Genomic DNA, 23,644 nt, shown 5'->3' on the forward strand with positions numbered 1-23,644 from the left:
GCGGGGCTCGACGGGCGAACAGCCACGACGAAGCCGCGAATTAAGCCGTGGCCCGAGCCCGCTCCGGTAGCCTGCCTAGCAACTGCCTGATGGCGACTGGTTTGCCCTGTTCTTCGATCGATCGCGAAGCCGCCTCAAGCACCTCGATCACTCGCAGCCCAGACATCCCGCCGGAGATCGGCTGTCCGCCGGTGCGCACGCAGTCGATAAAATGCTCGACCTCCGTTTGCAGCGCTTCCTTAGGCGAGATATGCGGAGCCCACATGTCGCCGGCGCGATATCCGATCCGAAATTGATGTGCACTCTCGGGAGGCCTATCAAGGGTAATTCCTTTGTCATAGACCTTTACCTTTTCGGTCGGCTCAAGATCGTCGTAGACGATCATCTTCTTGCTGCCACCAATGAACGTCTGGCGTACCTTGACAGGCGAGAGCCAGTTGACGCTGACGTGGGCCACGCATGCGTTGGGGAAGAACAATGTGATGTGGGCCATGTTTTCCGGCGAACCAGCAACATGGCACGAGCCCGTTGCGGAGACCGCGATCGGTTCCTCATCGAGGATATGGTTGATGATCGAGATGTCGTGCACCGCCAAATCCCAGATCACATTTACGTCTTTTTGAAACAGCCCGAGGCTCGAGCGTATGCTATCGTAATAGTAGATGTCTCCAAGCTCTCCCTTCAGCAACAGCTCACGGATCTTCTGAACCGCTGGCGTGTAGAGAAAGGTGTGATCGACCATCAACGTCAATCCGCGCCGGTCCGCCTCGTCGATCAAGCGGGACACGAGTTCCGTGCTCGACGCAAGGGGCTTCTCAACCAACACGTGCTTGCCAGCCCTTAGCGCCGCAATTGCCAGCTCGTAATGTGTATGCACGGGCGTAGCTATAGCGATTGCATCAATCGAGGCGTCCTTCAGCAGATCGTCATATCGAGGTGTGGTTGATACCCCCGGGTAAACCTGCCTTATGGCGCCGAGCCTGCCTGGATCAAGGTCGCTGACGCTGACGACCCGGGCGGCCGGATTGATAGAGAAATTGCGAACGAGATTAGGGCCCCAATAGCCATATCCCACGACCCCGATTCCCAGCTGGCTATCTCGCATACTGACCTCGATCCATTCGTGAGTTAACGCCACCTATACGTTATGTCCGCGCCGGCATATCCTGCCATATGCCTCGCGTATCGATGACGTCGAGGTGCCGGCGTTCTGCTAGCGGCACCATTTTGAATTCATCATGATCGACGAGGACAATCGCGATCTCGCAACTGCGCAGGGCTTCCTCGATATTCACGAATGCGACACGATGATCGGCCAACCCAGGAGGCAGACGGCGCAGATTCGGTTCAACAACCTTGATCCGCTCACCGTATTTTGCCGCGAGATGCATGGCTATCTCCATCGCCGGGCTTTCACGCACGTCGTCGACATTCGCCTTGAAGGTCAGTCCACAACAGGCAACGTTCGCATAGGGATGATCGTCGATCAGTGCCTCTGTGCGCTCGATGATCTTTTGCGTTTTGGCGTTGTTCACTTCTCGGCTTGTTCGCATCACACGGGCGAGGTCCGGCGCTGAGTCGATGATGAACCAGGGGTCGACCGCAATACAGTGCCCGCCCACTCCTGGTCCCGGCCGCAATACGTTTACGCGAGGGTGGCGGTTTGCGATATCGATCACTTCCCAGACATTGATGTCGAACCTATCGCAAATCAGCGAAAGTTCGTTGGCAAATGCTATGTTGGTATCGCGAAAAGCGTTTTCCGTCAGCTTGACCAACTCTGCCGCGCGCGCCGTAGTACCGACGCAAGCGCCGCGAACGAACATTTTGTAGAAGCGCTGAGCACGCCGCGTACAGGTTGGCGTAATCCCGCCGATGCACCTGTCATTGTTGATAAGCTCGGTCAAGATCCGCCCCGGCAGCACGCGTTCGGGACAGTATGCGACGTAAATCGCTCCATCTTCCTTGCCGTTGACGCCAATGTGCAACTCTGGCCTGCGTTCAACGATCCGCTTTGCAATGACTTCCGTCGTCCCAATCGGCGATGTCGATTCAAGGATGACAAGGTTGCCTGGCGCGAGAAGATCTACGATAGAGTCGACTGCCGCATTCACGCTTGACAAGTCTGGACGGTTTTCGTGATCGATCGGTGTGGGCACTGCGATGATGAACACGTCCGCCGGCTGCGGATGTCTGGCCGTCGTGAGCGCACCGCTCGACACGACCTTGGAAACAAGCCCATCCAGATCGGGCTCGGCGATGTGAATTCTGCCAGATGCAACGGTGTCGACGATGCGCTCATTGGTATCGATACCGACCACCTGCAGCCCTCGGCTTGCAATCAGCGCCGCGGTCGGAAGTCCGATATAACCAAGTCCAATGACGTTGATCTTTTGAAATTCAGGCATCGAGAAGGACCTTCACGATCCGCTCGCTCGCGTGCCCGTCACCAAACGGATTGTGCGAACGCGCCATGGCTGCATAAGTCTCGTCATCGTCGAGGAGGCGAAATGTCTCCGCAACAATCCTGTCGTAGTTCGCACCAACCAAGCGCGCCGTTCCCGCTTCTACTCCCTCGGGTCGTTCGGTTGTCTCGCGCATCACCAGGACTGGCTTCCCGAAAGTGGGAGCCTCCTCCTGTACGCCGCCCGAATCTGTCAGGACCAAATAGGACAACGCGAGCAGGCTCACAAAATCTGTATACTCTTGTGGGGAAATAAGGACGACCCGCGGATGGTCCGAGAACCGAGACGCAAACATGTCGCGGACATTCGGATTTGGATGCACGGGGATCACCACGGCAACGTCCTCCCTCCGCAGAATGGTCTCCAACGCGTTTACGATATTAAGGACGCCGCCTCCGAAATTTTCCCGGCGATGGCAGGTCACCAGGATGATGCGCCGATTGCCGTGACGCTTCTTGATGCCGTCCCATCGGCACGAGAGTCGTGGATCGGATTCGACCATGGCTTTCGCGAGGATGAGAGCGTCCACCACCGTGTTTCCGGTAACGTGAATGCGGTCATCCGAGACATTTTCAGCGCGTAACGCGCGCGCCGCGCGCTCTGTCGGGGCGAAATGTTGGTCGGCAATCGAGCCGACGATCTTGCGGTTCACCTCCTCGGGCCACGGCGCGAAGATGTCACCGCTGCGCAGCCCGGCCTCGATGTGCGAGACCGGTATTCGGTGATAATAGGATGCCAGCGCACCCGTCATGGCAGTCGCTGTGTCGCCCTGGACGATAACCCTGGTGGGCTTCAACTTTTCGAGGAGTTCGCCGATTTGTCCGAGCAGCCGGGCGGTCAGATGATCGAGAGTCTGATCGGTCGTCATGACGTTCAGATCAAAATCCGGGATCACTTTGGCCAGCTTGAGGACTTGGTCAAGCAAGTGCCGATGCTGGGCAGTCGCACAGATCGTTACGGAGACGTCCTTGCGCTTCTCGGCCTTGAGCCGGTTGATGACTGGAAAGAGCTTGATTGCTTCCGGCCGGGTTCCCAGGAGAATGAAAAAATGCTTATGCACGCCTCACCCTCCGATCCGGCTCGGACCAGGCGGAACGGCGCGGGGCGCGCCAAGCGGGTGCCGCAGCGCCTGCCTGATAAGGGCTTGCGCCAGAACGCCCGCAAACAGCGTGTTCGTCGTGGCGTATCGCCACCACATCCGCCCAGGCTCCTGATAGATGCGGTACAGCCATTCGAGGCCGAGCCTCTGAATCTGGATCGGCGCGCGCCGAACAGCGCCTGCTAGAATATCGAATGCACCACCGACGCCCATGATAAAAGGTATGCCGAGATCATCGCGGTAAGCGGCCAGAAAGCGCTCCTTCCGGGGGGTTGGCATGCCGATGAAGAGACAATCGGCCCCGCTGGATTGGATGTCCCGGACGACGTCATTCTCCTGCTCGCGTTTGAAGTAGCCGTCGTGCCAGCCCGCAAAGACAAGTGAAGGATGCCTCTCGCGCGCCACTTGCACGGCCTGCTGCAGTACGGCGGGAGTGGCTCCCAGGAAGTAGGGCTTGAAGCCTTCATGCGCACATACCACGAGCAGCTCGGCGAGGAGATCCACACCCGCGACTCGCGACGTCGCCGGAAGCCCGAGTGCTCGAGCGCCCCAAGCAATGCCCATGCCGTCGATGCCGATAACGTCGCTGTTGGCCACATCGGCCGCGAGCACGGGATCGGATCGCATATTGACGAATTTAGCGACGTTCAGCGCCACATGTTGCAGCCGTCGCCGGCTGTGCATGGCCCCGCGCGCAAGATCGACGGTTTCCGACATTGTCAGCAGGTCGATGGGGCATCCCAGAAACGAGGCGCGCATTGGAACCATCTCCTAGAAAATCCGGCCGGTTTAAGTTTGCATTTTAGATTAATATTTATATAATACGTCACCGACATTTAATTGCAAGATTTAAATCGAGCACGGCGGCCGAATTCCGCAAAAATGAGAGAGCGGCCGCGCGACCGGGTGGACCGCAGATCTAACAGGATTAAATGGAGGAATTAACTGATGATTTCGGTCGTTATTCCCCACCTCAACCAGCATGATGCGCTGGAAGCCTGCTTGCGCAGCCTGGACGCACAGACCCTGACGCGTCACGCGTTCGAGATCATCGTGGTGGACAACGGCTCGGCAACGCCCCCAATGAACGTCGTTGCTGGTCATCCTGGTGTGCGGCTGCAGCACGAAAAGCATCCAGGTCCCGGCCCGGCGCGAAATGCAGGCGTCGCTGCCGCCAACGGCGAGATCCTCGCCTTCATCGACGCCGATTGTAAGGCCCATCCGGATTGGCTGAGCAGTGTGGTGAGATGGTTGCGCTTGTCACCGGCAGGCACAGTTCTCGGGGGCGACGTTCGCATTTGGCGGCCGGAAAATGCGGAGCTTGACGGCATTGCGGCTTACGAAAGCGTCTTCGCTTATCGCTTCAAGCTCTATATCGAGCGCCACGGTTATTCCGGCACTGGCAATATGGCGGTGTTTCGCCGCGACTTCGATCGCGTCGGCCCCTTCGCCGGCATTGATGTGGCCGAAGATATGGAGTGGGGGGAGCGTGCGCTGCGCGCCGGACTTCGATTTCGATACACCCCTGAAATGATCGTCTTCCATCCGGCACGGGGCTCTCTCCAGGAGCTCTACGCCAAATGGGATCGACACATCGCGCACTATCGCAACATGGCGGAAGGTAAGCCCATTTGGCAATTGCGCTGGATCGCGCAGGCTCTGCTCGTCCTCGCGTCACTCGCGCCAAACGCCGTGACTGTCCTAACCAGCGACCGCCTACACGGTAGCGGCGTCCGTCTCAAAGCCATTGGCGTATTGTGCGCGGTCCGAGCGCACCGCGCCGTGACGATGCTCTCGCACCTACGAGGCCGCCGAGCAGTCGCTTGGAACCGTTAGCGAAACGCCAATCCTGTCAGGCGCCGCCAAAGGCATAATTGTGGGTCAGCTCCTGCAAGTCGATACGCCGGCCGAATGACCAAAGGATCCAACCCAGTTCGTAGCTGCGGCACTCAAGCCGAACTTCGACGTCAGCGCCGTCGATCAGCCGCTCCCCGTTTCCGAGCCAGGCGTTCTTGAGCGCGCGCAAGACCCGCGGTGCCTTTGTTGTCGATTCACCTTTGCGGACCTGCGAGCGGAGGGTCAGGTTCAGTTCAGGCACGAGCATGGCCCGGCCCAGTTGGTTATGGCCAAACACCCAGTTGAAACCCTTTACTAGCGCGTCCCGCGATCCCCGCCGCCCGAAGCGCTCGGCCCACTCCAGCAGTGCCGGGGCCATTCCATACTGATGTACCGAATAGACTTCGTAGAAATCAATGACGCGGCCGCTCTGCGCGTCGAAGAACCAAGGCCATTCGCCCTGTGGGCCTTGAAGCGCGATCAGGTTGCGCACACAGGTATCCGCCATGACAAGCGCGGATGCGTCACCGGCGAATTCGCCATATTGATAGCAGGCGATTGAGAGGTAGGTCTGCGCCGCAAATGACGAGAAACGGCGTCGAAAGGCGAACGGTGCATCGAAGAACAATCCCGATTCGCTGTGAAAGCGTTCCTTCAGGAAAAGATAAAGCGGTCTAGCGTAACGCACCCACTCGTTATCGCCTAACCTCGCCTGAGCCACGATTCCCGTGAGCAGCATGCCAAGATCTTGCGCACGGAAGCTCCTCCACCCGGACTCATCGCCAAGAATGGCTCTCAGCTCGCATTTGACCGACTCCGGTATTGGGAGGCCGAGCTCGGCGGCGGTCCATAACGCCATACCGAAAGCGTACTTGCGTACCGGAAGCCTCGTGAGTAGCAGAACGTTCCGACGGAATATTTCGGGCACGTCAATGCCACTTGGAATCTCAGCGACGCGCGACATCCCGAGCAGAACGTTGAGGGTATAAAATACGTCGCTGTTTGGTACCGACTCGTTTGGCGAAGAGCGCCCATCAAGATGGTAAATATGCGACCACCGGCGGTGTTCAGGTAACCAACAACGTTCAAGCCCTTTGAGGGCATAGTTCACCAGCGGTGAATTTTGCGAGAGCTTACACTCCGCCGTCGGCACCACGAGCTTCACCCCAAGATTCGAACTAATGATCATGGTCAATTCGCCATCCCAAGCCGGGTTAGTATTCCCGAATACTTTCATCCAATCCGCGTAGCAATGGGTAGAGGAAGTAGGAAATCACGGTGCGCTTTCCGACTTTCATTTCGGCCGTCACGGCCATACCTGGAATCAGTTGAATGCGCTCAGGCGGCAGCCGAAGGTGCGCGTCGGACAAATCGACCAGTACGCGGTAATAGGGAGCTGGCGCGCGGCGCACACCTTCGGCTTTCGGGTCCGGCGAGAACGTGTCCTGACTGATGACGCGGACTTCGCCCGTTGCAGTTCCATACTTCTGGAAAGGAAACGCTTCGAACTTGATGCGGACAGCTTCTCCAACCGCCACCTGACCAATATCTCGACCCTCGACATTGACCTCCGCCTGGAGAGGCACATCACGAGGAACCAGGACAAACAGCGTTTCCGCTTCGCGAACCACCGAGCCGACTGTCCGGTTTGCGATCTCCAGCACCACGGCATCTGCCGGCGCCTGCAGGACGATCAGCTGCCGACGAAGGTCGGCTTTCTTCAATTCCTCAGCTGCGCTATTGCGCTTCGGGACGGTCTCCACCAGTTCCTGGTAGGTGGTGCGACGAAACTCCTCGGCGAAGACCTTCTGGTCAGCCCGGGCCTTATCCAGCCGATGCGTACTATCGGCGATACTTCCATGAACGCGCGCCAAATTGCTCTCGACCTCGAGCCGCGCATCGCGAGACAATAGGAAGTTCAGCCTCGAACCGACCTCCTTGTCCATCAGTGTGGTGCGCATAGCTTCAATTGAACGCATCGTGTCGAGTCGCTGAATGAGAACCGCCTCTTCGTTCTGCGCCGTCTTAAGATTGGCCTGAGCGGAAGCGATCTGTGCGTCGTAATTTTGGATCTGCGCCTCATAGGCGGCCCTCCTCTGCAAGAACAACTTGCCCTGCAGGACCTGGTCCGCATTCGAGAGCTCGGTGACGGAATATTGGGTTCCATTTAGTTCGGCGCCCAGGCGATCGATCGACGCATCGAATCCAGCCACTTTGCCGCGCAGTTGATCGAAATCCGCCTGCGAGAAAGTCGGATCGAGCGTAGCCAGAACGTCGCCGCGGTTGACGCGATCACCGGCCTTGACGTGGATCTCGCGTATGACCGACGTTTCCAACGGCTGCACGACCAGGTTTGGACGTATCGTGGTCAATTTTCCCTGCGCCGTGACGATCATCTCCACTTGCGATACGGATGCCCAGGTGACCGCGAAGGCAATCACAGCAAGCACACTATAGAGAGTGAGACGCGCAATCCGCGGCGGCGCTTGCTGCTCGACTTCGGTTGCATCGGACTGGAATTCGACGATTGCAGGCGCTTGCCTCGGCACTGACCTGAATAGCTTGCGCCGTCGCTCGACCGTTCTGGCCAGGACCAGACCGTCCGGCTTCGTGTCCGCGCGTGATTGCCTTGTCTCCTTCATGCAATCTGCTTCATCTGTTGGTTCCACAAATGCCTGTAGATGGTGCATTTCGACAGGAGGTGGTCGTGGCGATCCACGTCAACGATTCGGCCGCGATCCATCACCAGAATCTGGCTTGCTTCAGTCAGCATTGACAGCCGATGCGAGACGATGATGACGGTACGCCCTGCCGCCAAGCGGCGGAGATTGCGCCTGATGATCATTTCGCTTTCGGAATCGAGCGCACTCGTCGCTTCATCGAAAATCACGATCCGTGGATTGACAATCAAGGCCCTCGCAATCGCGAGCCGCTGCTTCTGCCCGCCGGACAGGTTCGAGGCATCTTCCTCGAGCATGGTGTCGAAGCCACGGGGCAACCCCTCGATGAACTCGTCGGCGCCTGCGAGCTGCGCAGCAGCGACGACCTCGGCAAAGGTCGCGTCCCGCTTCACGCAGGCGATATTGTCGCGGACCGTCCCTCGAAACAGGAAATTATCCTGCAAGACGATTCCGAGGTTTCGGCGCAGGTGCGCCAGATCGAGCTCCCTTGAATCATATCCGTCGATACGGAGCAGCCCCTGCTGCACCGGATACATGCCCGAAATCAGCCTTGTGAGTGTCGTCTTGCCGGAACCGCTCCGGCCTACGATCCCGAAAATCGAACCCGGCTCGACGGCGAAGGAGACATCATCAAGCGCCGGTGCTCCCTCAGCTCCGTAGCGAAAAGAAACATTCTCGAACTCGATTTTGCCGGCGAGGTCGGGCCGCAGCCCATCTTTCTTACCATCACGCTCAGGCTTCTGATTCATCACCTCGCCGAGCATTTTCACGGCAAGAGCAACTTCCTGGTATTCATGCACCATGGTCACGAGCTGGACCAGTGGTCCGGAGACCCTCCCGGCCAACATGTTAAAGGCGACCAGGGCGCCGATTGTCATTTCTCCAGCGAAGACATCGAGTGCTCCGACGGCGATGATCCCAAGCGTCATGATCTTCTCGAGAAATCCGGTGAGCGCCTGGGCGCCGGCGGAGATCTTCTCAACACCGAATCGCATGGTCACCGACTGTGCACAGCGGCTATCCCAGATCCTGCCCTGCACGGGCTCCATCCCCAGCGACTTCACCGTACGCATACCGTGAACTGTTTCGACGAGGAGAGCCTGCCGCGCACCTTCCGCCTGGTAAAGATCGTAAAGACGTCGCCGGAAAGGGCCCATGAGCAGGCCGACAACAGCGCCGCTCGCGGCAGTAAAAGCCAGAACCATAAGCGTCAACTTGACACTGTAGAGCGCAAGTACCGGCAGGAAGACGAATAAGGAGAGCGCGTCAAGGGTGGTTAAGAACAGTCGTCCGGTCAAAAATTCACGGATGCGCGCCGCTTGCTGCATGTGCTTGACCAAGACCCCCGCCGCCATGTGCTCGAAGAAGGTGACCGGCAGCCCAAGGAGATGACCGAACGTCTTTGTAGCAACTCGAATGTCGACCTTATTGGTCGCATAAAGCAGCAGGTAGCGCCGCAGAAAGCCAAATATCGCGTCAAAGACGAGTGCGACGGCCGCCCCAGCAGCGAGTACGTAGAGCGTGGTGAAGCTCTCGTGAACCAGAACTTTGTCGATGACGAGCTGGAAAAAGATCGGGACGACGAGGCCCAGCGCATAGAGCATGATGGCGGCAATGGCGACGTCTCTAAACAGTCGCCATTGAGGAAGCAATTCCGGTACGAACCAGCGGAGGCCGAAACTCCTCCGACCATCCCGTGTCAACTGCTCGCGCTTGATCAGGATGATTTCACCGGACCATTGGGCACAGAATCGGTCCCGGTCAACAACCAAGACCTCGTGCTTGCGGTCGGCGAGCGGGTCGAAGACGCTCACGACCTCGGTGCCCTCAGCTCCCAGCCCCGCACCAAGGACAACGATCCAATTGCCATTGGTGAGCCGAGCCAGCGCCGGATAGGCTTCTCCGAGACGAATGAGCGCCCCCCAATCCATCTTCGTGCTTCTCGCACGCAGACCTGCATCCTTCGCCATGCGCAACAGGAGATTCAGCGAGAGCGGAGCGGCTACGGCATAGGCGTGCTTCAGACGCTCGACCGGCAGGTCGATGCCATGATGACCGGCAGTCTTGGACAGGCATTCCAATGCCGTCTGCGTCGCCAATCCAAACGGGTCCGCAACCTTGTCCTTCGCGCCACCAGCGGCGTCGATTTCACCGGAAGTTCGAAGAGACATTATGAGACCGTGGCGTGTTGGGGGCGAGCGCATCGCGTACGACCGACGCACCGCTGTGCGACTCGGCTGGCTGATTCCGCCGGATCACGCCCGCATCGACCAGCCCCTGAAGCGCCTTCTGCATCACGTCGACCGAATTGGCGAAGGATTCGACCGAAAAGATCAACCGCTGAGAAAACACGCGTTTCGGAACATTGTTGGCGTCACGCTCCGTCGGTGACTGACTGACTAGATCGATGCGGACGATGGTTCCGCTGACGGTAATTTCTTCGATTCCGTCCGTATAAAGTTCGGCGTGCATCTTGTGTCTCCTATGCTGCGAGCTGCTGCCTGAAAACCACGTCAACGCCGTAGCTCGTTGCGTTGTAAGTGTTGGTCGGAAACAGGCTATCTGACCCGTACGCAAACACACCGTTGCCGGCGATCGATGCCGAGGATGGGGCCGTCAGAGGTCCGTTGGTAATTGCGTTGGCGAGGAGGCCCGGATCGGACGCATAATTCCCGGCGGTGTGATAGGAGGCGACGTAGGTGGTTCCCGGCATGATCGTCACGGGCGTGGCAAAATTGACCTGCTGCCAGCCGTCGGCTGTTTCGCTGGTGAAGGTCGCAGTCGCCAGCAAAGTGCCGGTGCTACTCCAAAGATCCGCAACGTGGGTGCCCGTGTTGGATGGCCCTTTGTAAAAGCGAAGGGCGACAACATCGCCTGGGCTAGACGTCCGGAATTTGATGCCCAGTTCCACTGACTGTGGATCGTTGGCCGCTACAATGCTGGGCTCCTGACTTGCGCTGAACAGGCGCACAGTCGTCGAAGACGCAGCGGTCACATTGAGAGCGACGGATGCACTGGCGATACCACCATGGCCATCGGAGATACCATAGTTGAAGGACGCCGGTCCCGTGTAGCCGGTCGTCGGAGTGAAGGTCACGCTATTGCTTTGGGCGTTGAAACTAGCGTTGCCATTCACACCGCCGCTCGCGCCCGTGATCGTGAGGGTATCGCCATCGGGATCGGTGTCGTTGGCAAGCAGTACCGAGGCCGGAATCCCGAAGGGGACGTTCTGCGTGGCGTAAAGGCCGCTGTCGTTTGCGGCGACGGGCGACTGGTTGGCGCCGCCGCTCGAGCTGTTGAACACCACATCGACCCAGTAGTTGCTTGCGCTATAGCTGCTGGCCGGCATCAGATTGCTTGTTCCGTAGGTGTACAGGCCATTGATGCTCGCAGGAGCCGTGAGCGGTCCGTTGGTGCGAGCGGTGGTGAAGTAGCTGGTGGTGGAGGCATAATGGCCGTTGCTGTGATAGCTCGCGACATAGGTGGCGCCGGCCGTGATGGTTACGGGACTGCTGAACGTGACGGTCTGCCAGCCGCTGCTGCTCTCGTTCGTGAAAGTCGCGGTCGCCAGCAGCGCGCCGGTGCTGCTCCACAACGAGCCCGTATGAGTGCCGAGGTCATTTGCACTCTTGAAGTACTTGATGCCGGTAATCGTTCCTGCCACGGAGGATGTGAATTGCACGCCGAGATTGACCTGAGACGTGTCCCCATTGGACCGCAGTGCGGGGGTGTCCGAACCCGAGAACAGGCTCACCGTTGACGGAACTGCCGACACTGCGATATCGAATGTCTCACTGCTCGTGAGATTGCCGAGATCGGCAGCAGAGACCGTAACGCTGAGCGTGCCAACGTTCGCAGACGTCGGCGTGCCGCTAAAGGTGCGGGTCTGAGCATTGAACGTGAGCCAGGCGGGAAGGGCCGAAGTTGCGGCGTAGGTGAGCGTGTCGCCGGCATCGACATCGGTGAAAGTGCCGGCGGGCAGCGTCAGAGAGAACGCGGAACTCACGGTCGCAGCCTGGCTTCCGGTCTGGATCGCCAGCACCGGCGCGTCGTTGGCGCCATGAATGGTGACAGTAAGGGTGGTCGACGATGCGGCGCCGGCGGCGTCCCGCATCGTATAGTTGAAGACATCGCTCAGCGTATTGCTCGACTGCCGCAGGGCCTGCACGGCCGCATCGTTCTCGTTCACCGTATAGGTGAAGGCACCTGAGGCACTGAGCAAGAGCGTACCGTGTGCGCCCGCGAGAGGCGTATTGAATATCCCGTTGGTCGAGCCGAAGCTGAATGCAGTGACGGTCTTGGTGTCGCCGGAATCGGGATCGATATCGTTGGTTAGCACGTTGCCGATGGCGGGCGAACCGCCAGTGCTGTTGTTCGCGCCGCCCTTCTCGGTCGCATCCGCGCCGTCAGCAACCGCGGTTGGCGGCGTATTATTGGCGGCGGTGGAACCGTTGAAGACTACATCGACCCAGTAGTTGGAGGATTTGAAGCTGTTCGTCGGGAACGCGCTTCCGGCTCCGTAAATATAGACTCCGTTGCTGCCGGCCGGTGCCGTCAACTGGCCGTTGGTAAGCGACGTCGCGAAATCGTTCTGGGTACCGGAATAGTTGCCGTTGGTGTGGTAGGACGCGACGAAGGTGGTGCCTGCCGTGATCGCGACAGGGGAGGAGAAGTTGACCTGTTGCCAGCCGCTGGCGGTCTCGCCCGTAAACGTGGCGGTTGCAAGCAGCGTTCCGGTCGAGCTCCAGAGATCCGCAATATGGGGACCGGTATTGAGCGATCCCTTGTAGAAGCGCAGGCCGGTGATCGTCCCGTTCACCGATGCGGTAAACTTGACGCCGACTTCGACCGGGCTGCTATCACCGGAATTGGGAACGCTCGGCGCAGCGCTGGTGCCGAACAGGCTCTGCGCGGAGGCCGGATAATTGACCTTGAGCGACACCTGGCCGGACCCGCTTTGGCCGCTCGTGTCCGTGATCGTGTAGCTGAAACTCGCCGCCCCGGCATAGCCGGCGGTGGGCGTGAAGGTCACGGTCTGGTTCTGCGAATTGTAGCTTACGCTTCCATTGGCCGCGTTGCTGACGCTGGTGAGCGAGAAAGCCAATCCGGACGCGTTGGTATCGTTCGCGAGCAGCGTCGATGCCGCAATGTTCAGCACGCCATTTTGGCTAACCGTGAAGCCGCTGTCGGCGTTCGCTTGCGGCGCGCTGGTTGCAGCGGAGCCGTTGAAGACGACATCAACCCAATAGTTCGATGATTTGTAGGTATTCGTCGGGAACGCGCTTCCGGATCCGTAGGCATAGACTCCGTTGCTGCCGGCCAGAGCCGTCAACTGGCCGTTGACAAGCGACGTCGTGAAATAGTTCTGGGTACCGGAATAATTGCCGTTGGTATGATAGGACGCGACGTAGGTGGTGCCTGCCGTGATCGCGACCGGGGTGGAGAAGTTGACCTGCTGCCAGCCGCTGGCGGTCTCGTTCGTGAACGTGGCGGTCGCGAGCAGGGTTCCGGTCGAGCTCCAGAGATCCGCAATATGGGGACCGGTATTCAACGATCCCTTGTAGAAGCGCAGGCCCGTGATCGTCCCGCTCACGGATGCGGTAAACTTGACGCCGACTTCGATGGGACTGGTATCGCCGCCATTGGGGACGCTCGGCGCATCATTGGTGCCAAACAGGCTCTGCGCCGAGGCCGGATAATTAACCTTGAGCGACACCTGGCCGGTGCCGGTTTGGCCGCTCGTGTCCGTGATCGTGTAGGTGAAACTCCCCGCCCCGGCATAGCCAGCGGTGGGCGTGAAGGTCACGGTCTGGTTCTGCGAATTGTAGCTTACGCTTCCATTGGTCGCGTTACCGACGCTGGAAATCGAGAAAGCCAGCCCGGACGGGTTGGTGTCGTTCGCGAGCAGCGTTGATGCAGCAATGTTCAGCACGCCATTTTGGCTTACCGTGAAGCCGCTGTCTTCGTGAGCTTGCGGCGACGTCGTTCCTGAATCAGTGAAAACGACGTCCACCCAGTAATTCGCGGCGTCGATAGAGGACGTGTTGCTGGGGAAAATCGGGCTACTGCCGTAGGCATAGACGCCGTTGAGGCTGCTACCGGGCGCGGTGAGCGCACCTTTCGTAATGCCGTCATAGTCGATGAAATAGAAGTCCGTCGAGGAATAGTGGCCGGTGTTGGTGTGATAGGAGGCGACATACGTGACGCCCGCTTGGACATTGACAGGCGTCGCGAAATCAACCTGCTGCCAGCCGCTCGCTGTTTCGTTGCTAAAGGAGGCGCTCGCGAGCAGCGTGCCGTTGGTGGTCCAGAGATCGCCGATGTGAGTGCCGGTATTATCAAGCGCCTTATAGAAGCGAATGCCAGTGATCTTGCCCGAAGCGGTAGGAACGAATTTGAGGCCGACTTCAACTGCGCCGGAATCGCCGTTTGAAATCACCGCAGGTGTGTCGGTCGGACTGAAGAGCGTCAGGCTGGAAGACGGCGTGACCGTGTAGGTCGTGCCCGTACCAGGTGTTTGCAGGTTCAGGCTGTCGTCGACCGCCCTGGTCTTGAGACTATATGTCCCCTGAGCGCCTGTGACGAACGTATACGACCACGTCACGCTCGCCGCGCCGACATTGCTATTGGCTGGATGCCAGGTCGCTCCACCATCCGTGGAGATTTCGACGCCGGCAATCTTTCCACCCGTGTCAGTGGCCGTCCCCGTCACCGTGATCGATTGGCCCTCGACAACGCTGGTCGCCGAGAGATTGCTGATGGCAGAGGTCGGCGCCGTAGTGTCTGTCGACTGAATCGTGGCCACCAGGTTCGCCTGCAGCGTCGCCGGCTGAACGCCCATGTCGGCGAAGAGGTTGACCATCGCCTGCTGGACATTTGGGTCCACCGGAGTCGCAGGTCCGTCGTGGTCGCTGGCAAGCGCCCACGGCCAGTTGATTGAACCGGCTGAGAATATCAGTGCGCCACTAACGGGATCCCGATGCAGCACGAGGTTGTGGGTCGCCGTGCCTGCTCCGAACGTGTTGCCGTAATCAAGCAGATACTTTCCGTCCACATTGACTGTCGAAGACGAGACACTGACCAACCCCGCCGGACGGAATCCGTTGTCCGGCGCGACGTCCCATTCAACGCCCAATAGGCCGGGTACGAGCGAGGCGGTCTGTCCGGGTGAGGTTTGCGCGACGGCCGTATTGCGCCAGAAGCGCAACTGGGCCATCGAGTACGGTATCGTGATCGTATCGTACCGGAATGCGTTGACCGCGAACAATGTACCGGTCAATTCATTCGAGGGAAGAGGAGCACTAAACCGCGGGTCAGAGTAGTTGCCGGTCGCCTGTCCTGATGGATCAATCAGCGCATTTGCGTGCGTATCCTTGTAGCTGATGAGCGTGCGGTTGGCTGTTCCGCTGCTATCGATGCTGGGTGCCAACCTCGTTTTCCAGAAAATTTCGTTGGCTGTGAGAAACGCAAGGTTCACACCAGCGTGCGCTGCGGCCTCTACGTTGGCGCGCTGAGCTTCGGTCCAATACTCGTCATGCCCCGCATCCATGAACACTTTGTGATTGAGCAACAACGAGCCGTTTGTCGCAGCATCGATTCCTGAAATGTAAGAGACATCGTACCCGTTTTGCTCGAGCCACTGAATGGCCGCGAACTCGGCCGTGAACGGGGAGTCTCCCCCTTCGGAAAAGGTTCCGGTGCCGTCACGCGTTACGAGGGGGCGGTTGTAACTGACCGCGTAGGCTGATCCATTGATGCCCGGGCCGTTCCCGAAATAAAGGTTGGCGCCTCCCCAACCGTTGTAAGCTTGCCAGTCCTCATCACTTGTCTGCAAGACTATATCGCTGTGCGAAGCGTCGTTCCTTATGACGAACGGGATCTGGAAAATCTGGGTGCCGTTGATGACGCTGGCGATGTAGACGCCCGAGACCGCATCGGTTGGCACGCTCCAGGCGTCGGTTACGCTCCAGTTGCCGGCATCTACGAGGCCAGTCGACGGGTCACTTAACGGAGCGGGTTGGACGACCGAGGCTGCCGCCTGATGCTGCAGACTCGTAACTAGTCTGGCACCATCGCCTCCATAATAGCCGAGGCGGTAAACATCGACGTGGTAATTCGGGTTGCCAGTCAGATTGTTGATCTTGAATTGGACCGTCCCCCCGACATCGGTGCTGATTGCTGTCGCAAACCCTTGGGTCAGAGTCGAATTGTCTCCCGGCTGAATCTGCCAGACACTTTTCGGCGTACCTGGCTTTTGGTTTTCCAGTACGATGGGATTCGTCGGTGGATCGGAGACAATGGTGCCTCCCTGCCCATCGCTTTTAAAATTCCAATTCGAGTCCATCCCCGAGAACAATAGGGTGACATCGGCCGCACCATTGCTGAAATCAACTACGCTGATATTCGAGCTATTGTCGTAGTGGACGGTCGCCGACATCGACGATGTGAAGGGTAGATCTTTCAGGTCGATCAGGTTCGCTGGCGAAAGCGCTGCCCCCGGCGACGAACCTGCGATCAACCCGTGGAACTTGGCCGACTGATCGAGGACAAGCGTGCCAATTCCCGTGTCGAACGACACGACTATGCCGGAGAACGATCCATTCAAGAACTGCCCGGAAACCGAACCTTCAATCTCAAGGATCGCCTTGTCTGAAATTTCGAAAGATCCTGTGCCGGTGACGTCGCCCTTAAGCTTCCCTGTAGCAATACCATCGCCAGGGAACGACCCTGCTTTGACGGCCCCGTTGTTCGCTACATCGCCTTCGACGATAAAGGGCGATCCGACACCAAACGAAAGCGTCGCGCCTGCATCAACGATCAGACTCTTAATATCAACACTGGACGCGCTGGTGACGACATACGCTCCTGCCGCATCGAGGACCGCAGAGTCAAAGATCGTCGGGACGCCGGCGCTCCAATTCGTAGCAATATCCCAGACTCCACTGCTGGAATTGGTCCAGTGCGTGGTGCTCGGGGCCGAAATCGATGATGATGTCGGCGACGTCCGTTCGTTTGCTGCAAATAGGAACGTCGGACTGTGATAGCGGCTCGTCAAAGACGTCGACGACAGCAGATCAGACAATCGCGTTTGGAAGGGCGCAGAGAAAAGATGGGGCGGAATGGATGGCCCGCTTGCTGGCGGATGAGCAAACAGCGGGATCCAAAGGCCGGGCGGATCGGAGTCCTCGAATGCATTCCACAACGGCGATTCTCGCCAAAAAACATTCAAGTCCGCGGGAATATCTTCCGCTGGAAAAACGGCCCGGGCTCCTCGACCAAAGGCGCTCGCCTTTTGAATAAGCATGGCCAATCCGATTAAACAAATAAGTCTTAGACATTTAAATATATTTTATGTCGCGGGTCAATTCAATGTGCACGCGTTTAAAACAAATATAATTATCGACCAAGGAGCGCTATTTCGAAGCAAAATGCGTCAGCCGAGTGATTTCGTTCAGATATTTGCCGTAACCGCTCTTCTCCAACGGTTGCGCCAGCGCGAGAAGTTGATCACGATTGATGAAGCCGAGTCTAAAGGCAACCTCCTCGAGACAGGCAACCTTCATTCCCTGCCGCTTTTCAAGGGTCTGCACGAACATCCCGGCATCGATAAGAGACTCGACCGTGCCGGTATCCAGCCAGGCAAACCCCCGGCCCATGCGCTCAACGTGCAGCGCGCTGGCCGAAAGGTAGCGCATCTGAAGATCGGTAATCTCGAGCTCTCCCCGCGACGATGGCTCGACGCGACGGGCGTAGCGGACAACGCGATTATCGAAAAAATACAGCCCCGTAATCGCCCAATTCGAAGGTGGCCGTCTGGGCTTCTCCTCAATCGATACTGGGCGGTCCGCCTCGTCAAACGCGACGACGCCATATCGTTCTGGGTCCCGCACGTGATAAGCGAAAACCGTTGCGCCTTCCTCACGGCCTGCCGCCCTGGCAAGCAATTCGCTCAAGCCATCGCCGAAGAAGATGTTGTCCCCAAGCACCATCGCCACTCGATCGTTTCCGATGAAATCGGCACCAACGATGAAGGCGTCCGCGAGACCGGCGGGGCGGGTTTGTTCCGCGTAGCTGAGCCGAATGCCCCATTGGCTGCCGTCCCCCAGCAAGCGCTCGAACTGACACCTGTCTGAAGGCGTGGTGATAATCAGAATTTCGCGAATTCCTGCCAACATCAGCGTCGACAGGGGATAATAGATCATCGGCTTGTCATAAATCGGGAGCAACTGCTTGCTGACCACGTGCGTGATCGGATAGAGGCGCGTTCCGCTGCCGCCAGCCAGCACGATTCCCTTGAGCATCGGTTTCTCCTTCTCCAACCAGCCGGTCGAGACAGACTTCGAGTGAGTGGCGCCAAGGGGCCAATCGAATCCCGAACACACGTTCGGCCTTAGATGAGTCCAGGCACGAGTTCCGTGGCCGACGCGCAGCGGTGGGAAACTCTTCGGTGGTGATCGCTTCGAGCGCCGGAATTCGCGCTCCACGACGGGAAAGCTCGTAGAAGATTGCCTGCGCAAAGTCGTGCCAGCTTGTCTCACCTTGACCGGCGAGATGAAAAATACCGGCCGTGGCCCTGCGATCGGCCGTTACCGACCGTTCTGCGATCCGAAGGACGGCTTCCGCAAGGTCCAATGCTGAGGTCGGATTTCCATGTTGATCCCGAACAACCCTTACAATGGGCTGCGTCTCACATAGCCGCAGCATCGTGCGAACGAAGTTGCTGCCATAAGGGCTGTAAAGCCACGAGCATCTGATCACGGTCGCGAGCGGATGCGTGGCCAATACGGCAGCTTCGCCGGCAAGCTTCGACGCGCCGTAGACATTCAACGGCGCGGGGATGTCGCTTTCGTCATACGCATCCGGTTTCGCGCCGTCGAACACATAGTCGGTCGAGAGATGGATGAGTGGCACGCTCATCTGCCAAGCGACATTTGCTAGCGTCGCCGCGCCATCGCGGTTGATGCTAAACACTTTCGCTGCTTCAGATTCGGCCTTGTCAACCGCCGTATAAGCGGCCGCATTGATGATTGCAGACGGCGCGATCGAAGCGATGAGCTTGTCGATTCCTTCGCGGTTCTCCAGATCAAGTTCTCGGTGCCCGAGAGCCACAGCAGGCAGACCGCGCATTGCGGCGAGATCACGTAGGCACTTTGCCAACTGACCATTCCGCCCGGCAATGAGGATGGGTCGATCCGTCATCTTCACCTCAATGTTGGACCGCGAGGAGACCCAGACGCGAGCCGTCATAGACACCGCAGCGAGCACGCTCCCACCATGCACGGTTTTTGAGATACCATCCGACCGTTTCGGCCAGGCCCTGTTCGAAGGTTCTCGTCGGCTCCCATCCAAGTTCGCGATGTGCCTTCGACGCGTCGACGGCATAGCGCGAATCATGTCCCGGACGATCCGGCACGAAAGCAATGAGAGATCGTCTCACTCCCGCGCCCGGAGATAACCGATCCAGCACATCACAAATCCGGGTGACCACTTCCAGGTTGGATCGCTGGCTGTCTCCGCCGAAATTGTATTTCTCACCCGGTCTCCCCTCGTACAGAAGTCTTATCAAGCCGGCGGCATGATCATCGACGTGAAGCCAGTCGCGAATATTCCCGCCGTCGCCATAGACCGGTAGTGGCTTCCGGTCGATCGCATTGAGGATCGTCAACGGGATGAGCTTTTCCGGGAACTGGTACGGTCCGTAATTGTTCGAACAATTCGACACGATGACCGGCAGTCCGTAGGTTCTGAACCACGCGAGCGCGAGGTGGTCCGAGGCCGCCTTGCTCGCCGAATACGGCGAACTCGGCCTGTAGGGCGCGTCCTCGCGAAACAAGTCCTCCGGCCCCAATGAACCGTAGACTTCGTCTGTCGATACGTGGATGAAGCGGAACTGCTTCCGCCGCGGAAGCGGCAGACGTTCGTAGTAAATCCTGGCCGCCTCCAACAGCGTGTAGGTGCCAACTATGTTGGTGCTGACGAACGCCTCGGGCCCGGCGATCGAACGGTCGACGTGGCTTTCGGCGGCCAGATGTATGATCGCATCCGGCTCGTAGTCGGCGAACGCGAGATCCATAACCTGTCGATCGCAGATGTCGGACTGCAGGAACGCATAGGACCCCAGCCCCTCGATGCTCGCCAGCGAAGCCAGGTCGGCTGCGTATGTCAACTTGTCGACGTTGATCACTGCGGCACCGGTCTGCAGCACCAAGCGGCGACACACCGCAGAGCCGATAAAGCCCGCTCCGCCGGTCACCAAGATACGCATCTTACTCATCTCCGCTATTCGAAAACGCAAGCTACTTGGCTGAGCGCAGGAAGGGTCTGGTCCTTTGGCGATATCTGAGCCTCTGAGGTTGTCACCGGCCACTTGATTGCTAATGCGGGATCAGCCCAATAGACGCCGCAGTCATGGCTCGGCGCGTAGACCTGGTCGACTTTGTACAAGACGACGGTCTTGGGCTGCAGCGTACAGAAACCATGCGCGAATCCCTTCGGAATGAACAACTGCTCACCGCTTTCGCTATCCAACTGGATGGCGACGTGCTTCCCGAAGTTGGGCGATGAACGCCGGAGATCAACGGCAATATCCAGAATGGCCCCGTTCAACACCCGTATGAGCTTGGCCTGGGCGAAGGGCGGTCGCTGGAAATGCAAGCCGCGCACTGTGCCGATCCGATCTGAGCTGGACTGATTATCCTGAACGAAGTCATGGAGGATCCCCTTTTCAGCAAAAGCTGATCGCCGAAAGGTCTCACAGAAGTAGCCGCGGGCATCGGAGAACCGATCTGTTCGAATTACTTTGACATCAGGGATAGCCAAGGATCGCAGTTCCAGCATTGGGCACCCTCCTTACCGGCCCTCATTTTCCCATTGGGGGTTTGTTGCGACAGACCCTACTCCGCAATGGAATTATTATCCGTGCGCCTATCGGTCTCGAAAGCTCACATTATTCTTGCTCCAAATACAGACTGATCGTAATGCCCATAAAAGTCTTCTAATTTGCCAATGGCGGGCCGAAGCGGCAGGTCCATATTCATTTTTATTTATTTCATTTAATAGATGTTCATTTAATTTGGCAAGTAGATTTTTATATGCATATACTCCCTCGCCGTCCGTTCGTCCCCCATAAACCTCGGTCTGCGGGCGGGCGGCCCTAATGTGCCCCACTGTCGGACAGGTACGCGATGCTCCAGAACAATCTTCGACACGCGGATAGACTGCGGATTCCGGTGACCGGGCTGGCCCAACCCGTTCAGACAGAAGGCGGAGGGATCAACGACGTCATCAATTTCGGCATCGGGCTTCTCCGACGCCAATATCTCGTGATTCTTGTCACCGCTGGACTCGTAACTGCAGCCAGCCTGCTCTACCTCCGGTTGGCGCCTCCAACCTATACGGCGCAGGTTCAGATCCTGTTGGCCAATCCAAGGCCCCAGTTTATTCAGCAGCAATCTATTCTCGCCGAGCCGGCCTTCGATCTTAATCAAATCGAGACCCAGCTTCAGCTCCTGAGATCAAAGGCCACCGCAGTTGCGGTAATCGACCAATTGAAACTGGTGGACACTCCAGACTTCAATGCGTCAGGGCTATCTCTGCAGCCGCTCTGGCAGCGAATTCGGTCTTGGGCCTCGCCTGGATCGAAGAAAGACGCGCCATCCGATACGCAGGCCGGGCCATCTGACACTATCGTTGACGCATTTCTGAATCGGCTTTCAGCGGGGCGTGTCGGGTACAGCAACGTCATTGAGATCAGTTTCAATTCGAGCAGCGCAGCCAGAGCAGCGGAAATCGTCAACGCAGTAGCCAACACTTATGTTGCGGATCAGCTCAATGCAAAGTTCGATGCCAATCGCAGGGCAACAAGCTGGCTGCAGGAGAGGCTGCGCGATCTTGGCGACCAAGCTCTCACTGCACAACGTGCCGTCGACGTCTACAAGGCCCAGAACAATATCGTTTCTTTGGACGGAAAGCCCATCAACGAGCAGCAGATCACAGAAATCAACAATCGATTGGCTGCCGCGCGCGCCCAGACCTCAGAGGCCACGGCCAAGTTGGCTCGCTATGAAGCTCTTCTTGCCTCCGATCCGACAAAGCCGTCCTCGATGGGCAATCTGGATGCTATCGGCGCCGATGCGACAAACAGCCAGATCATTACGGGGCTGCGCCAGCAGTATCTGGAACTCCTGAGACGTGAGGCCGAGTTGACGGCCAGGGTGGGTCGCGACCACTTAGCAGTCGTCAATATCCGGAACCGCGCGCGGGAGTTTCGCGTCTCTATTTTCGACGAAGTCAAGAGACTTGCCGAAGTCAGCCGAAGCGAATTCGAATTCGCCAAGCAACGTCAGCAAGAGATCGAAAACCAACTGTCCAAGGCGGTTTCGCAATCCCGTTCAGTCAACTCTGCTGAACTGACTATCAAGGACTTGGAAAGCCGGGCAAAGGGCTTGCGTAGCTTGTACGAGACCTTCCTGCAGCGTTACATGGGCTCCGCACAGCAGGAGACATTCCCAATCTCCGAAACCCGGCTACTTTTCCCCGCTTCGCCGCCACCGAGCAAGAGCAAGCCAAAGTCAAAGCTGGTGCTGGCGCTCGGCATCCTCGGCGGTCTCGCGCTGGGTGTCGGCTTGGCGCTCCTCCGAGACATCATGGACCGCGTCTTTCGTACCTCTTCACAAGTGGAAAGTGTGTTGGAATTGCCTTGCCTGTCTTTGGTCCCATTGTTGCCGGCCCGCAAATTTCCGAAGCTACCAGTTCGACCCCAGCAAACCCACGATGATGTTCAGCAACAGATAGCTTCGTCTCCAACCGCAATTCATCGAACCGTGATCGGGATGCCGCTATCTCGATATACCGAGGCAATCCGTTCCATCAAGCTGGCCATCGACCACAATCCGGCGAAAATCTCCTCCCAGGTCATCGGCATTACCTCGGCCCTGCCGAATGAGGGGAAGACCACGATTGCAGCCTCGCTCGCGCAATTGATCGGGCACACCGGCAAGAGAGCCATCATCGTCGATTGCGACCTCAGGAATCCGTCACTGTCTGCTACATTTGCGCCGAAAGCTGTCGGCGGAATCGTCGAAGTTGCAAATGGAAGCCGCTCCCTCGAGGAGACTATTTGGCGGGATCCTACGACCAATCTTGCATTTCTACCCGCCGTGCGGCGAGGGCCTCTGCTTCACACCAGCGAGATTCTTTGCGCCGACGCGATGAGCAAACTGTTCGACCGCTTGCGAGCTGAATATGACTACGTCATCGTCGACCTTCCTCCACTGACGCCCTTGGTCGATGTTCGAGTCACTTCATCGCTCATAGACTGCTATATCCTAGTTGTTGAATGGGGCCGCACCAGAATAGATGTCGTCCAGCACGCACTGCACACGGCACCCAACATTCACGAATCGCTGATCGGAGCAGTTCTCAGCAAAACGGATACCAAGGCCATGGCTCGATACGACGGCCATCAGAGCTACTACTATCATGATAGCCACTACATCCATTATGGGCTTTCCGGGTCTTGAGGCTGTCTCGTAGTGGCCTTCCCGTTCTCCGCCTAGCGGATC

Annotated in this window: 15 protein-coding genes; 2 read left to right on the top strand and 13 right to left on the bottom strand. The window is 58.2% G+C overall.

What is annotated here, in order from left to right; all coding sequences use genetic code 11:
* Positions 1-40: 40 nt before the first annotated feature.
* From IVB27_RS13200 to IVB27_RS13215, 4 genes are read right to left on the bottom strand one after another with little or no spacing between them, the layout of a single operon-like run.
* Positions 41-1,105 carry a Gfo/Idh/MocA family protein gene (locus tag IVB27_RS13200; RefSeq protein ID WP_247443988.1) on the bottom strand — a complete coding sequence of 355 codons (1,065 nt, stop codon included), beginning with the start codon at positions 1,103-1,105 and terminating at the stop codon, positions 41-43.
* 40 nt (positions 1,106-1,145) lie between these two features.
* Positions 1,146-2,408 carry a UDP-N-acetyl-D-mannosamine dehydrogenase gene (gene wecC, locus IVB27_RS13205; RefSeq protein WP_247443989.1) on the bottom strand — a complete coding sequence of 421 codons (1,263 nt, stop codon included), beginning with the start codon at positions 2,406-2,408 and terminating at the stop codon, positions 1,146-1,148.
* The gene (wecB, locus tag IVB27_RS13210) at positions 2,401-3,525 is read right to left on the bottom strand and encodes a non-hydrolyzing UDP-N-acetylglucosamine 2-epimerase (protein ID WP_247443990.1); all 1,125 of its coding nucleotides are present in this window, start codon (positions 3,523-3,525) and stop codon (positions 2,401-2,403) included. Before wecB ends, wecC begins: the two co-directional genes overlap by 8 nt.
* Positions 3,526-3,528: 3 nt before the next feature.
* On the bottom strand, positions 3,529-4,323 hold the full coding sequence (locus tag IVB27_RS13215; RefSeq protein WP_247443991.1) for a WecB/TagA/CpsF family glycosyltransferase: 795 nt from the start codon (positions 4,321-4,323) through the stop codon (positions 3,529-3,531).
* A gap of 189 nt (positions 4,324-4,512) precedes the next feature.
* Between IVB27_RS13215 and IVB27_RS13220 the strand changes: the two genes are divergently transcribed.
* Entirely contained in the window at positions 4,513-5,400 is an 888-nt protein-coding gene (locus tag IVB27_RS13220) for a glycosyltransferase family 2 protein (protein WP_247443992.1), read from the top strand.
* A gap of 16 nt (positions 5,401-5,416) precedes the next feature.
* Here IVB27_RS13220 and IVB27_RS13225 read toward each other — a convergent pair whose 3' ends face one another.
* The 9 genes from IVB27_RS13225 to rfbC form a co-directional block, all read right to left on the bottom strand.
* Positions 5,417-6,589: a hypothetical protein gene (locus IVB27_RS13225; protein ID WP_247444037.1), complete on the bottom strand. Its 1,173-nt coding sequence runs from the start codon at positions 6,587-6,589 to the stop codon at positions 5,417-5,419.
* Positions 6,590-6,614: 25 nt separating this feature from the next.
* Positions 6,615-8,042 (bottom strand): HlyD family type I secretion periplasmic adaptor subunit, encoded by a 1,428-nt coding sequence (locus IVB27_RS13230; RefSeq protein WP_247443993.1) that lies wholly within the window; start codon positions 8,040-8,042, stop codon positions 6,615-6,617.
* Positions 8,039-10,252, bottom strand: coding sequence for a peptidase domain-containing ABC transporter (locus IVB27_RS13235; protein ID WP_247443994.1), 2,214 nt, complete (start codon positions 10,250-10,252; stop codon positions 8,039-8,041). The genes IVB27_RS13230 and IVB27_RS13235 overlap by 4 nt, the downstream gene beginning before the upstream one ends.
* On the bottom strand, positions 10,230-10,553 hold the full coding sequence (locus IVB27_RS13240) for a hypothetical protein (RefSeq protein WP_247443995.1): 324 nt from the start codon (positions 10,551-10,553) through the stop codon (positions 10,230-10,232). The genes IVB27_RS13235 and IVB27_RS13240 overlap by 23 nt, the downstream gene beginning before the upstream one ends.
* Before the next feature lie 10 nt (positions 10,554-10,563).
* Positions 10,564-17,385, bottom strand: coding sequence for a DUF4082 domain-containing protein (locus IVB27_RS13245; protein ID WP_247443996.1), 6,822 nt, complete (start codon positions 17,383-17,385; stop codon positions 10,564-10,566).
* A 109-nt stretch (positions 17,386-17,494) separates the two neighbouring features.
* Entirely contained in the window at positions 17,495-18,382 is an 888-nt protein-coding gene (gene rfbA / locus IVB27_RS13250) for a glucose-1-phosphate thymidylyltransferase RfbA (RefSeq protein WP_247443997.1), read from the bottom strand.
* Complete coding sequence (rfbD, locus tag IVB27_RS13255; protein ID WP_247443998.1) at positions 18,291-19,280, bottom strand: dTDP-4-dehydrorhamnose reductase; 990 nt, start codon at positions 19,278-19,280, stop codon at positions 18,291-18,293. The genes rfbA and rfbD overlap by 92 nt, the downstream gene beginning before the upstream one ends.
* Positions 19,281-19,287: 7 nt before the next feature.
* Positions 19,288-20,346 (bottom strand): dTDP-glucose 4,6-dehydratase, encoded by a 1,059-nt coding sequence (gene rfbB, locus IVB27_RS13260; RefSeq protein WP_247443999.1) that lies wholly within the window; start codon positions 20,344-20,346, stop codon positions 19,288-19,290.
* 14 nt (positions 20,347-20,360) lie between these two features.
* Positions 20,361-20,918, bottom strand: coding sequence for a dTDP-4-dehydrorhamnose 3,5-epimerase (gene rfbC / locus IVB27_RS13265; RefSeq protein ID WP_247444000.1), 558 nt, complete (start codon positions 20,916-20,918; stop codon positions 20,361-20,363).
* 347 nt (positions 20,919-21,265) lie between these two features.
* Here rfbC and IVB27_RS13270 point away from each other — a divergent pair, with 347 nt between their 5' ends.
* Positions 21,266-23,602 carry an AAA family ATPase gene (locus IVB27_RS13270; protein WP_247444001.1) on the top strand — a complete coding sequence of 779 codons (2,337 nt, stop codon included), beginning with the start codon at positions 21,266-21,268 and terminating at the stop codon, positions 23,600-23,602.
* The last annotated feature ends 42 nt before the right edge of the window (positions 23,603-23,644 follow it).

The sequence above is a fragment of the Bradyrhizobium sp. 197 genome (assembly GCF_023073375.1).
Lineage (GTDB): Bacteria > Pseudomonadota > Alphaproteobacteria > Rhizobiales > Xanthobacteraceae > Bradyrhizobium.